Raw genomic sequence first — 12,474 nt, 5'->3', positions numbered from 1 at the left:
TCCCTCCATGGCCGCCGCCCCAGCGCCCCCCACCGCGCCGCCGAAACCGACCTGGAAGCCCGGCGCGAAGGTCGAACCGCCCTTCCCCTGGCTCCGCCCCACCATCCGCATACGGCTCACGCTGCTGTACGGCGGCATGTTCCTCATCGCGGGCATCCTGCTGCTGTCGATCATCTACATGCTCGCGGCGCAGGCGCTCAACGTGGGCAGCGAGCTGCCCTTCAAGATCATCAACCACAACCTCGTCAGCTCCGTCTGCACCTTCCCGTCCGACCCGACGGACAACCAGCTCAACGACGCCCTGAACGACTGCGTCAACCGGCAGCGCCAGCACGCCCTGGACGTCCTGCTGAGCCGCTCCCTCATGGCGCTGCTCGGCCTGGCGATCATCGCCTTCGCCTTCGGTTACGCGATGGCGGGCCGCGTCCTGTCCCCGCTCGGCCGCATCACGCGCACCGCGCGCCGCGTGGCCGGCTCGGACCTGACGCGCCGTATCGAGCTGGACGGCCCGGACGACGAGCTCAAGGAGCTGTCGGACACCTTCGACGAGATGCTCGACCGCCTGGAGCGGGCGTTCACGGCGCAGCAGCGTTTCGTGGGCAACGCCTCGCACGAACTGCGCACCCCGCTCGCCATCAACCGCACCCTCCTGGAGGTCCACCTCTCGGATCCGGGCGCCCCGGTGGAGTTGCAGCAGCTCGGCAAGACACTGCTCGCCACGAACGAGCGCAGCGAGCAGCTCGTGGAGGGTCTGCTGCTGCTCGCCCGCAGCGACAACCAGATCGTGGAGCGCAAGCCCGTGGACCTGGCCGAGGTCGCCGGCCAGGCGCTCGATCAGGCCAGATCCGAGGCCGACGACAAGGGCGTGGAGATCCGTGGCGAGCGCAAGGAGGCGGTCGTCCAGGGCAACGGCGTCCTCCTGGAGCGCATCGCGCTGAACCTCGTACAGAACGCGATCCGGTACAACGTGGCGGAGGGCGGCTGGGTCGAGGTGCACACCGAGGCGCAGCACGGCCAGGCCGTTCTGCTCGTCGCCAACACGGGCCCTGTGGTCCCCGCGTACGAGATCGACAACCTCTTCGAACCGTTCCGGCGGCTGCGCACCGAGCGCACCGGCAGCGACAAGGGCGTGGGTCTCGGCCTCTCCATCGCCCGGTCGGTGGCGCGTGCCCACGGTGGCCGGATCACTGCCGTACCCCGCGAAGGCGGTGGTCTCGTGATGCGCGTCACCCTGCCGATCTGAGCCGGTTCGACGTGCGATACGCGGAGGGATCTGACATGCTTCCGCCGACGCGCTGGAGGAGTTCGCTTATAGCGGAATTTTCGGGACCTGCGCCCGAGAAGGTCGTGTGTGATCGATCACAAGGGCGAATTCCCCGTCTCCTACTCTCCGTGATCGCAAAAGCTGCCAGAAAGCCGGAAAATCCGAGTTTTCGGGCAGCTTGATCACGGGAAGTACACGGGGTGGCGCCCGTGCGGTGCGAAATCGGACCGTGTACGGTCCCGTTCGCCACCCAAGCCGATCACTCAAGAGGGGTCCGGTTGGGTGTCGATTGAGTAACAGACCTTGATGTGAGGCAAAATCTCCGCCTCAGGTCGGGCACAAGTCCGGCCTCTCATGCGTTACGTGCGCTGAGACACCGCATACACCCAGAGGGGGAGAGCGCGACATGGCAACGGATTACGACACCCCACGCAAGACCGATGACGACCTCAACGAGGACAGCATCGAAGAGCTGAAGTCCCGGAGGAACGACAAGTCCGCGTCCAACGTCGACGTGGACGAGTTCGAGGCGGCCGAGGGTCTGGAACTTCCGGGCGCCGACCTCTCGAACGAGGAGCTGGCCGTCCGTGTCCTGCCCAAGCAGCAGGACGAGTTCACCTGCATGAGCTGCTTCCTGGTGCACCACCGCAGCCAGCTCGCGCGGGAGAAGAACGGCCAGCCGATCTGCCGCGACTGCGACTGAGGTGGGGTCGGGCATGAGTGGCTCGACCCCGCCCTGGAAGCGCCGCATCCGCATCAAGCGCTGGGATGCGGCAGAAGGCCCGTCAGAGGCCGTGCGTGACGACGACGGGCGGGGCTCTTCCACCAGTGAAGACGCCTCGCTCGAAGCGGCGCACAGGAGCGAAGTGACGGGCGACCCGACGGCGGCCGGCGTCGTGGAACGACACGACGCCGACGCAGTCGAGGCGCCGGGCGCCGAGGTGCAGCAGGCCCGACGCCGGACGGACGCCATGAAGGACGGCGTCCGCAAGAGCGGCAGCGTCGCCAGAACGGGAATGGTGAAGGGCGGCAGCGCCGCGAGAACCGGACTCGTCAAGGGCGGCAGCGCCGCGAGAACAGGTATGGCCAAGGGCGGCAGCGCCGCCAGGGCCGCGGTCGGCTATCTCGCCGACCGGATCATCGACATCGCACCGCGCGTGCCCGTCCGGGACCTCGCGACCCTGCGCGCACACTTCCCCGGCCTCGGGCCCGAGCAGCTCGCGGACAAGCTGGTCGCCGGTGCGGCGGCCGCCTCGTCCACGGTGGGCGCCGGAGTCGGAGCGGCGGCGATGCTGCCGGTACCGCCCGCGATGACCACCGAACTGGCCGCGGAGGTCACCGGCGTCGCGGCGATCGAGCTGAAGCTCATCGCCGAACTGCACGAGGTCTACGGGGTCCGCCCCGCGGGCGGCCTGAAGGACCGCAGCAGCGCCTATCTGACCTCGTGGTCGCAGGAGCGAGGGATCGACGTCTCGAAGCCGTCGACCATGAACGTGGCGCTCGGCGGTCAGATGAAGCGCGAGCTGCGACAGCAGATCATGAAGCGGACAGTCCGCAATCTTCCGACTCTGATGCCGTTTTTGGTCGGCGCGGCGGTCGGGGCGGCCATGAACCGCCGGGACACGAAGAAGCTGGCCGAGCGGGTCCGTACCGACCTGCGCCGCTTCCAGGTGCCGTGGGACGCGCTGCCGGAGCTGCCGCCGCTGGCCACGCCCGAGGACGCCCTGCAGATCGAGGACTGAGCCCGGGCCGGGCCGGGCCGAGCCGGCCCGACCGAACCGGGTCAGGACGCGTCAGGCACCCAGGGCCTTAGCCAGAGTTTCGGGTTCGCGCGTCGACAGGTAGACGTACGGCGTCGGGTCCGAGGGGTCCGTGATCTCCGCGCGGACCGCCGTACGGACGTAACTGCGCAGGAGCATGAAGGCGCGCGGGTCCGCCTTGTACGTGCGCCAGGCAAGCGCCTCCTCCGCGTCCAGGATCTCCACGGCACCCAGTGCCGACAGCGGGATCCTCGCGTCCCCCGCGACCAGCGAGTCCGCCACGACACGGATCCGGACCGAGCCGTACTGGCTGGTGATCACGGCCGCCACCAGCAGGCCGCCGACGAACCCGCCGAGCAGCGGGAGCGTGCCGAAGGGCAGCAGGGTGAGGCCGCAGGCGACCCCCACGAGGAAGGTGACGAGCCACCACGAGCGGGGTGCGGTGAGGCGTTCTTCGTAAGGCGTCGTCGAGAGCTCCATGGGGCCAAGCTTGGCACGATGCATGACTGCACAGGGGAACGGGGGCAGCCAGTGCGCAGCACTGTCCGGCAGGGTGGCGGTGGGTGACGGGCGGGCGGGTAAGGTCTGCGCCTGTGAGTGGTACTTCAGCAGCTCTGACGCCCCCCGCCGACGCCATAACGCCGGTACGGCACCCCGACGCTCCCGCCCCCGGGGAGCTTCTCGGCGCGCACTACGGCCACTGTTTCGGCTGTGGCGGCGAGCAGCCGCACGGACTGCACCTGGAGGCGCGGGCCGGTGACGGCGTGAGCGTCACCGCCGAGTTCACCGTGCGCGCCGCCCATCAGGGGGCGCCCGGCCTCGCGCACGGCGGCATCCTCGCCACCGCTCTCGACGAGACGCTCGGTTCGCTGAACTGGCTGCTGCGCGTCATCGCCGTGACCGGCCGGCTCGAGACGGACTTCGTGCGCCCCGTCCCCGTGGACACCGTGCTGCATCTGTCCGCCGAGGTCACGGCCGTCGCCGGGCGCAAGATCTACTCGACCGCGACCGGCCGGATCGGCGGCCCCGACGGGCCCGTCGCCGTCCGGGCCGACGCTCTCTTCATCGAGGTCAAGGTCGACCACTTCATCGACAACGGCCGCCCGGCGGAGATCGAGGCGGCCATGAGCGACCCGGACCAGGTCCGGCGCGCCCGTGCTTTCGAGGTGAACCCGTGAACCAGCCGCTGGACGTGCTCATCCGGCGTGTCGACCCCGACGTACCGCTGCCCGCGTACGAGCACCCGGGCGACGCGGGCGCCGATCTGCGGACCACCGAAGCGTGCACACTCGCCCCGGGCGAGCGCGTCGTACTGCCCACCGGAGTGTCTGTCGCGCTGCCCGAGGGGTACGCGGCCTTCGTGCACCCGCGATCCGGGCTCGCAGCGCGCTGCGGTGTCGCTCTGGTGAATGCCCCGGGGACGGTGGATGCCGGGTACCGTGGGGAGATCAAGGTGATCGTGGTGAATCTCGACCCGCGCGAGAAGGTGCGGTTCGAGCGCTTCGACCGGATTGCCCAACTGGTCGTCCAGCAGGTCGAGAGGGTGCGCTTCCACGAGGTGGCGCAGCTTCCCGACTCCGCGCGGGCCGAGGGGGGCTTCGGGTCCACGGGAGGGCATGCCTCCGTGGGTCCGGACGGTCAACAGGGTGGGAATCGATACGCATCGGTCGTATCCGACCGGGAAGGACAGTGACGTGTTCGGACGTCGCAAGAAGAACAGCTCCGCTGAAGACGCAGTGGACGCGGCGGGCGAGGCCGAGCAGGTCGACGGTGTCGACGGTGTCGACAGTGCCGGCACGGACGCCGAGGGAAAGTCGGATCGCGTCCGGCTCGAGCCGGAGCCGCGTCCCGACGGCCCCTGGGACTCCGCAGAGGTGCGCGAGCCCGGCGAGGGCCGTGTCGACCTGGGCGGACTCTTCGTCCCCGGTGTGGAGGGCATGGAGCTGCGGGTGGAGGTCGCGGGTGACGCGATCGTCGCGGCGACCGTCGTCCTCCAGGACAGCGCGGTCCAGCTCCAGGCTTTCGCCGCTCCCCGGAAGGAGGGCATCTGGGGCGAGGTCCGCGAGGAGATCGCCACGGGTATCACTCAGCAGGGTGGCGTGATCGACGAGGTCGAGGGGCCGCTCGGCTGGGAGCTGCGGGCCCAGGTGCCGGTGCAGCTGCCGGACGGCACGGGTGGTTTCCAGGTCGTGCGCTTCATCGGCGTGGACGGCCCGCGCTGGTTCCTGCGCGGTGTCATCTCGGGCCAGGGCGCGGTGGCGCCGCAGGCGGCCGGGCTGCTCGAGCAGATCTTCCGGGACACCGTCGTGGTCCGCGGTGACGGTCCGATGGCCCCGCGCGACCCGATCGTCCTGAAGCTTCCGGACGACGCGCAGATGGTCGCCGAGGGCGCCGGTCAGGATGCCGCGGACGGCTCGCGCTTCTCCGGCGGCATGGGTCAGCTGGCCCGTGGTCCGGAGATCACCGAGGTCCGTTGACCGAACCGGCTCGACCGTAGGCCGGGGCCGCGCATCCCTCAGGGGTGCGCGGCCCCGGCCTTTGTCGTGCGTACGCACGCCTGCCGAGCCCGTCGGGGTCGCGCCTCTCAACTGCCGTTCTTTTCTCAGTACTTGACGGAAGGCTGGTCCGTACCTAGGGTCACCGGCCAGCGCTGTGGTTCACATCAGCGCCTCACGTTCACATACGAGAACGGATGGCCCCCACCATGCAGGCTCGTCACAGAAGATCGCGTCCCGCCCTGCTTGCCACCCTCGCCACCGCCGTCACGGCGTTGGTCGCCGGCGTCGTCGCCTGGCCCGCGACCGACCGCGCCGAGGCCGCGCCCGCCACGTTCGCCCACCCCGGAGTCACCGTCTCCAAGGGGCAACTGGACTTCGCCAAGGCCAAGGTCGACGCCGGGGCGAGCCCCTGGAAGGGCGCCTTCGACCAGATGATCGCCAGCAAGTACGCCGATCTGAACCGCACGCCCAAGCCCCGCGCCACCGTCGAGTGCGGCTCGTACTCCAACCCCAACTACGGCTGCACGGACGAGCGCGAGGACGCGATAGCCGCCTACACCTCCGCGCTCGCCTGGTACTTCACGCGCGACGAGCGGTACGCGAAGAAGTCGATCGCGCTCATGGACGCCTGGTCCGGGACCATCAAGGAGCACACGAACAGCAACGGGCCCCTCCAGACCGGCTGGGCCGGCTCCTCCTGGCCCAAGGCAGCCGAGATCATCAAGTACACGTACAGCGGCGGCTGGGCGAACGAGGGCCGGTTCCGGACCATGCTGCGCGATGTGTACCTGCCGAAGATCATCAACGGCTCCAACTCCAACGGGAACTGGGAGCTGTCGATGATGGAGGCCGCCGTCGGCATCTCCGTCTTCCTGGAGGACAAGGCGTCGTACGACAAGGCGATGGCGAAGTTCCGGACGCGTACGGCCGCGTACGTCTATCTGTCCTCGGACGGCGCGCTGCCCAAGACCGTGCCGAGCCAGAACCTGGACACCAAGGCCAAGATCGTCAACTACTGGCAGGGCCAGTCCACGTTCGTGACCGGTCTGACGCAGGAGACCTGCCGGGACTTCACGCACACCGGCTACGGCATCTCCGCCATCTCGCACATCGCCGAGACCAGCCGCATCCAGGGCCAGGACCTGTACGGCACGGACGTCGGCGAGCGGCTGCGGCAGGCACTCGGCTTCCACGCCAAGTACCAGCTCGGCGAGGCGCCGCCGAGCTGGCTGTGCGGCGGCAGCGTCACGCGCGGGCTCGGCCCCGTCACCGAGGTCGGCTACAACGCCCTGCACACCCGCCTCGGCACCGCCATGACCAGCACCCAGAAGCTCACCGAGCAGCAGCGCCCGGCCGCCTCCAACAACCTCTTCGTCGCCTGGGAGACCCTGACCCACGCCGAGAACCCGAGCTGACGGGCGACCCGCCCGGCCATTGCCCGGCCGGGCGCCACGTGACCATACTGGCGCCCGGCCGGGAACGTACGTACGGGGGAGCGCGGGGCATGACCGAGAGCACCGAGGCGGGGACCGCCGTCCTCGACCAGGACGGCGGCGGGCCGATGGTCGCCGTGCGGGACCTGCACCGCTCCTACGGCAGCGGCGCCGCCGCCGTCCACGCCCTGCGCGGGGTCTCCTTCGAGGTGCCGCGCGGCGAACTCGTCGCCCTCAAGGGACGCTCGGGATCCGGCAAAACGACCCTGCTCAACCTGGTGGGCGGCCTCGACGAACCGGACAGCGGGCGGATCGAGGTCGACGGACTCGGCCTCGCGGACCTCGGTGAGAACGGGCTCCTGGAGCTTCGCCGGGACCGGATCGGCTTCATCTTCCAGTCCTTCGGGCTCATCCGGATCCTCTCCGCCGCCGAGAACGTCGGCGTGCCGATGCGGCTGCGCAGGACGCCGGTGCGCGAACGCGAGGCGCGCGTCGAACTGCTGCTGGGCCTCGTCGGCCTGGAAGGGCACGCCAAGCAGCGGCCCGGCGAGCTCTCCGGCGGCCAGCAGCAGCGCGTCGCCATCGCCCGCGCCCTCGCCAACAAGCCGGCCCTGCTCATCGCCGACGAACCTACCGGGCAGCTCGACGCGGAGACCGGCCTCGCCGTGATGGAACTGCTGCGCGCCGTCGTCCGCAGCGAGCACGTCACCGCGCTGGTCGCCACGCACGACCCGGCGCTCCTCGACCTCGCCGACCGGGTCCTGGAACTCAGCGACGGCGAGATCGTCGAGCAGCGCTGAGCCGCCCGCAGCGCATCAGGGTTCTGTCAAAGACGCCCGCTCACCAGGCCCGTGGCCCCTTTGCCGGACTTCCTGACCGTAAGGTCGACGCCATGGGACGCGGCAAGCTTCGGATCTATCTCGGTTCCGCACCGGGCGTCGGCAAGACGTACGCGATGCTGGCCGAAGCGCACCGCCGCATCGAGCGCGGCACCGACTGCGTGGTCGCGTTCGTCGAACACCACAAGCGGCCGCGGACCGAGGTCATGCTGCACGGCCTGGAGCAGGTCCCGCGGGGGGAGATCGAGTACCGCGGGTCCGTCTTCCAGGAGATGGACGTCGACGCGGTCCTCACCCGGGCCCCGGCCGTCGCCCTCGTCGACGAGCTGGCGCACACGAACGTGCCGGGCTCGCGCCACGCCAAGCGCTGGCAGGACGTCGAGGACCTGCTCGCCGCGGGCATCGACGTCGTCTCGACCGTCAACATCCAGCACCTCGAATCCCTCGGTGACGTGGTCGAGGCGATCACCGGCGTGCGCCAGCGGGAAACCGTGCCCGACGAGGTCGTGCGCCGCGCGGACCAGATCGAGCTGGTCGACATGTCGCCCCAGGCGCTGCGCCGCCGCATGGCCCACGGCAACATCTACAAACCGGACAAGGTCGACGCGGCCCTCTCCAACTACTTCCGCCCCGGGAACCTCACCGCCCTGCGTGAACTGGCCCTCCTGTGGGTCGCCGACCGCGCGGACGAGTACCTCCAGCAGTACCGCGGCGAGCACAACATCCGCTCCACCTGGCAAGCCCGCGAACGCATCGTCGTCGGCCTCACCGGCGGTCCCGAAGGCCGTACGTTGATCAGGCGCGCGGCGCGGCTCGCGGAGAAGGGCGCCGGCGGCGAGGTCCTCGCGGTCTACATCGCCCGCAGCGACGGACTGACCGCCGCCTCGCCCAAGGAACTGGCTGTCCAGCGCACCCTGGTCGAGGACCTCGGCGGCACCTTCCACCACGTCATCGGCGACGACGTCCCCTCGGCGCTCCTGGAGTTCGCCCGCGGCGTCAACGCCACCCAGATCGTCCTCGGCTCCTCCCGCCGCAAGACCTGGCAGTACATCTTCGGACCCGGCGTCGGCGCCACCGTCGCCCGCGAGTCCGGGCCCGACCTCGACGTCCACATCGTCACGCACGAGGAGGCGGCCAAGGGGCGCGGCCTGCCCGTCGCCCGCGGGGCCCGGCTCGGCCGCTCCCGGATCCTCGGCGGCTGGCTCGTCGGCGTCGGCGGACCGGCGCTCCTCGCACTCCTGCTCACCCACGTCGACTCCGACCTCGGCCTCGCCAACGACATGCTGCTGTTCCTGACGCTCACCGTGGCGGCGGCACTGGTCGGCGGCCTGCTTCCGGCGCTCGCCGCGGCGGCGTTCGGCTCGCTGCTCCTGAACTACTACTTCACCCCGCCGCGGCACCTGTTCACGGTCGCCGACCCCAAGAACCTCGTCGCCATCGTCATCTTCTTCGGCGTCGCCGTCTCGGTCGCCTCGGTCGTCGACCTGGCCGCCCGCCGCACCCACCAGGCCGCACGCCTGCGCGCCGAGTCCGAGATCCTCTCCTTCCTCGCGGGCAGCGTGCTGCGCGGCGACACCAGCCTGGAAGCGCTGCTCGAACGCGTACGGGAGACCTTCGCGATGGAGTCCGTGGCGCTGCTCGAAAGGGAGAGCGACACCTCCCCGTGGACCTGCGCGGGCAGCGTCGGGCCGCACCCCGACGGACGGCCCGAGGACGCCGACGTGGACGTGCCCGTGGGCGACCACATGGCGCTCGCCCTGACCGGGCGCGTCCTGCCCGCCGAGGACCGCCGGGTGCTGGCAGCCTTCGGCGCGCAGGCCGCCGTCGTCGTGGACCGCAGGCGGCTTCAGTCGCAGGCCGAGCAGGCCCGCACCCTCGCCGAGGGCAACCGCATCCGCACCGCGCTGCTCGCCGCCGTCAGCCACGACCTGCGCACCCCACTCGCCGGCATCAAGGCCGCCGTCTCCTCCCTGCGCTCCGAGGACGTCGACTGGTCGCCCGAGGACCAGGCGGAACTGCTCGCCGGGATCGAGGCGGGCGCCGACCGGCTCGACCACCTCGTGGGGAACCTGCTCGACATGTCCCGCCTCCAGACCGGCACCGTCACCCCGCTCATCCGGGAGATCGACCTCGACGAGGTGGTGCCGATGGCGCTGGTCGGCGTACCGGACCCGGACCTCAGCGTCGACCTGGACATCCCCGAGTCGCTGCCGATGGTGACCGTCGACAAGGGCCTCCTCGAGCGGGCCGTCGCGAACATCGTCGAGAACGCCGTCAAGTACAGCCCGCCCGACGAACCCGTCCTGGTCTCCGCCAGCACGCTCGGCGAACGCGTCGAACTGCGCGTGGTGGACCGCGGCCCCGGCGTGCCGGACGAGGCCAAGGAGCGCATCTTCGCCCCCTTCCAGCGCTACGGCGACGCGCCGCGGGGCGCGGGCGTGGGGCTCGGCCTCGCCGTGGCGCGCGGCTTCGTCGAAGCCATGGGCGGCACACTCGGTGCGGAGGACACTCCTGGGGGCGGGCTCACGATGGTGCTCACCCTGCGGGCGGCGGGCCCGGCGCCCGGACCACCGGGCCGGCCGTCGACCCGTACGGCACCGGCAGCAGCCGGACCGGAAGCAGCATCAGCCGACAACGCAGTACCGCAGAGAGGCAGGCACGCATGACCAGGGTGCTCGTGGTCGACGACGAGCCGGGAATCGTCCGCGCCCTCGTCATCAACCTGAAGGCGCGCAAGTACGAGGTGGACGCCGCCGCCGACGGTGCGCAGGCGCTGCAACTCGCCGCCGCCCGCCACCCCGACGTGGTCGTCCTCGACCTCGGTCTGCCCGACATGGACGGCGTCGAGGTGATCAAGGGGCTGCGCGGCTGGACCCGCGTACCCATCCTCGTCCTGTCCGCCCGGCACTCCTCGGACGAGAAGGTCGAGGCGCTCGACGCGGGCGCCGACGACTACGTGACGAAACCCTTCGGCATGGACGAGCTGCTCGCGCGGCTGCGGGCGGCCGTGCGGCGCGCCGAGCCCACCGGTGGCACCGAGGACGAAGGGATCGTGGAGACCGACGACTTCACCGTCGACATGGCCGCCAAGAAGGTCCACCGGGGCGGACGCGACGTGCGGCTCACCCCCACCGAGTGGCACCTCCTCGAGGTGCTCGTGCGCAACACGGGACGCCTGGTCAGCCAGAAGCAGCTGCTTCAGGAGGTGTGGGGCCCCTCGTACGGCACGGAGACCAACTACCTGCGCGTGTACATGGCACAGCTGCGCCGCAAGCTGGAGACCGACCCCTCGCACCCCCGGCACTTCATCACGGAGCCCGGCATGGGTTACCGCTTCGAGAAATAAGGGCCCGGAAACGGGGTACACCAGCGAGTACGACCGAGACACGACCGAGTCACCGGCCACGGGTACGCTTCCTATATGAGTGCTGTTCCTCGTTCCGACAGGGCGTCCGAGAAGCCGGCGGGCCGATTCCGGCGCATGCTCGACCGACTGTCCACGTCCCAGGAGGACCTGGAGTCGGAGGAGCTGCGCGAGGACTCGGAGACCACGGGCTGTACACGCATCGGTGACTGCCAGGACCGACAGGTCGTTCAGGTAACTGGTACGTTGCGCACGGTAACCCTGCGACCACGCGCCGGAGTTCCGGCCCTGGAGGCGGAGTTGTTCGACGGCTCGGCCGCGCTCGACGTGGTGTGGCTCGGCAGGCGTTCGATCCTCGGAATCGAACCCGGCCGCAAGTTGATCGCTTCGGGGCGGATCTCGATGAGCCGGGGCCGTAGGGTGCTCTTCAACCCGAAGTACGAACTCAGACCGCTCGGACGGGAGTAGCCGGTGACGTCCCTCGACAAGCCGACCGACCGCGAACAGGAAGCCGACCAGGGCTCCACCGCTTCGAAGGCGGTGACCGAGGCCGCGCTCTTCGACGCCTTCGGCGGCGTGCGGGGCATGGTGGAGACCGTCGTGCCCGGCCTCCTCTTCGTGACCATCTTCACGATCAACAAGGACCTGCACGTGGCGGCCATCGCGGCCCTCGCCGTGTCCCTGGTCCTGGTCGTGGTGCGGCTGGTCATGAAGGACACCGTCAAGCACGCCTTCAGCGGCGTCTTCGGTGTCGCGTTCGGTGTCGTCTTCGCGATGTTCACGGGCAACGCCAAGGACTTCTACCTGCCGGGCATGCTCTACACGCTGGGGCTCGCGCTCGCGTACATCGTGACGACGCTGTGCGGGGTTCCCCTGATCGGGCTCATCCTCGGGCCGGTGTTCAAGGAGAACCTGTCGTGGCGGACGCGTAACCCGGGGCGCAAGAAGGCCTATGCGAAGGCGAGTTGGGCTTGGGGGCTCATCCTCCTCGCCAAGTGCGCCATTCTGTTCCCGCTGTACTTCTGGGCGGACACGGACTCGGCCACGACGCAGTTCAGCTGGGTGCTGATCGCGTTGAAGATCCCGCCGTTCCTGCTGGCGGTGTGGCTGACGTGGGTGTTCCTGGCGAAGGCGCCCGCGCCTATTGACGTGTTTGCCGAGATGGAAGCGGCCGAGAAGGCGGAGGCCGAGGCTGCCTCCGGTGACGGTGCGCGGCATCGGCGAGAGGCCTGAGGTCGTGGCGCGGCCGCCGGTCGGTGGGGGCTGAGCGCGCAGTTCCCCGCGCCCCTGAAGGCAAAAGGGTGGCCCGGCGAGCT

The 12,474-nt window shown here is 70.2% G+C and carries 13 protein-coding genes; 12 read left to right on the top strand and 1 reads right to left on the bottom strand.

The genetic code is table 11. From position 1 onward, the window contains the following. Positions 1–7: 7 nt before the first annotated feature. The 3 genes from ABD366_RS30290 to ABD366_RS30280 all read left to right on the top strand — a co-directional run bounded on the left by ABD366_RS30290 (position 8) and on the right by ABD366_RS30280 (position 3,006). Entirely contained in the window at positions 8–1,243 is a 1,236-nt protein-coding gene (locus ABD366_RS30290; RefSeq protein WP_324769163.1) for a sensor histidine kinase, read from the top strand. A gap of 427 nt (positions 1,244–1,670) precedes the next feature. Further along, positions 1,671–1,967: a DUF4193 domain-containing protein gene (locus tag ABD366_RS30285; RefSeq protein WP_018535993.1), complete on the top strand. Its 297-nt coding sequence runs from the start codon at positions 1,671–1,673 to the stop codon at positions 1,965–1,967. 13 nt (positions 1,968–1,980) lie between these two features. Next, positions 1,981–3,006: a hypothetical protein gene (locus ABD366_RS30280; protein ID WP_324769165.1), complete on the top strand. Its 1,026-nt coding sequence runs from the start codon at positions 1,981–1,983 to the stop codon at positions 3,004–3,006. A gap of 51 nt (positions 3,007–3,057) precedes the next feature. Here the strand turns inward: ABD366_RS30280 and ABD366_RS30275 are convergent, their stop codons facing one another. Then, positions 3,058–3,504, bottom strand: coding sequence for a DUF3093 domain-containing protein (locus ABD366_RS30275; RefSeq protein WP_324769167.1), 447 nt, complete (start codon positions 3,502–3,504; stop codon positions 3,058–3,060). Positions 3,505–3,617: 113 nt separating this feature from the next. Here ABD366_RS30275 and ABD366_RS30270 point away from each other — a divergent pair, with 113 nt between their 5' ends. The 9 genes from ABD366_RS30270 (at position 3,618) to ABD366_RS30230 (ending at position 12,391) form a co-directional block, all read left to right on the top strand. Then, positions 3,618–4,202, top strand: a complete 585-nt coding sequence (locus ABD366_RS30270) for a PaaI family thioesterase (RefSeq protein WP_324769168.1) — start codon at positions 3,618–3,620, stop codon at positions 4,200–4,202. Further along, a complete protein-coding gene (gene dut / locus ABD366_RS30265; protein WP_324769169.1) occupies positions 4,199–4,717 on the top strand; it encodes a dUTP diphosphatase in 519 nt (172 codons plus the stop codon). Before ABD366_RS30270 ends, dut begins: the two co-directional genes overlap by 4 nt. Position 4,718: 1 nt before the next feature. Then, positions 4,719–5,501: a DUF3710 domain-containing protein gene (locus ABD366_RS30260; protein WP_324769170.1), complete on the top strand. Its 783-nt coding sequence runs from the start codon at positions 4,719–4,721 to the stop codon at positions 5,499–5,501. A 215-nt stretch (positions 5,502–5,716) separates the two neighbouring features. Beyond that, positions 5,717–6,937, top strand: a complete 1,221-nt coding sequence (locus ABD366_RS30255; RefSeq protein WP_324769171.1) for an alginate lyase family protein — start codon at positions 5,717–5,719, stop codon at positions 6,935–6,937. An 89-nt stretch (positions 6,938–7,026) separates the two neighbouring features. After that, entirely contained in the window at positions 7,027–7,755 is a 729-nt protein-coding gene (locus ABD366_RS30250) for an ABC transporter ATP-binding protein (protein WP_324769173.1), read from the top strand. A 92-nt stretch (positions 7,756–7,847) separates the two neighbouring features. Then, complete coding sequence (locus tag ABD366_RS30245; RefSeq protein WP_324769174.1) at positions 7,848–10,460, top strand: sensor histidine kinase KdpD; 2,613 nt, start codon at positions 7,848–7,850, stop codon at positions 10,458–10,460. Beyond that, on the top strand, positions 10,457–11,140 hold the full coding sequence (locus tag ABD366_RS30240) for a response regulator (protein WP_324769175.1): 684 nt from the start codon (positions 10,457–10,459) through the stop codon (positions 11,138–11,140). Before ABD366_RS30245 ends, ABD366_RS30240 begins: the two co-directional genes overlap by 4 nt. A gap of 75 nt (positions 11,141–11,215) precedes the next feature. Beyond that, the gene (locus ABD366_RS30235) at positions 11,216–11,626 is read left to right on the top strand and encodes an OB-fold nucleic acid binding domain-containing protein (protein WP_324769177.1); all 411 of its coding nucleotides are present in this window, start codon (positions 11,216–11,218) and stop codon (positions 11,624–11,626) included. A 3-nt stretch (positions 11,627–11,629) separates the two neighbouring features. After that, positions 11,630–12,391, top strand: coding sequence for a DUF3159 domain-containing protein (locus ABD366_RS30230; RefSeq protein ID WP_324769178.1), 762 nt, complete (start codon positions 11,630–11,632; stop codon positions 12,389–12,391). Positions 12,392–12,474 lie beyond the last annotated feature (83 nt).

Origin of the sequence: Streptomyces kunmingensis, from assembly GCF_039533535.1 — a bacterium.
Classification (GTDB): Bacteria; Actinomycetota; Actinomycetes; order Streptomycetales; family Streptomycetaceae; genus Streptomyces; species Streptomyces kunmingensis.
Note: the sequence above shows the minus strand (reverse complement) of the source record. Positions and strands in the feature narration are given on the sequence as shown.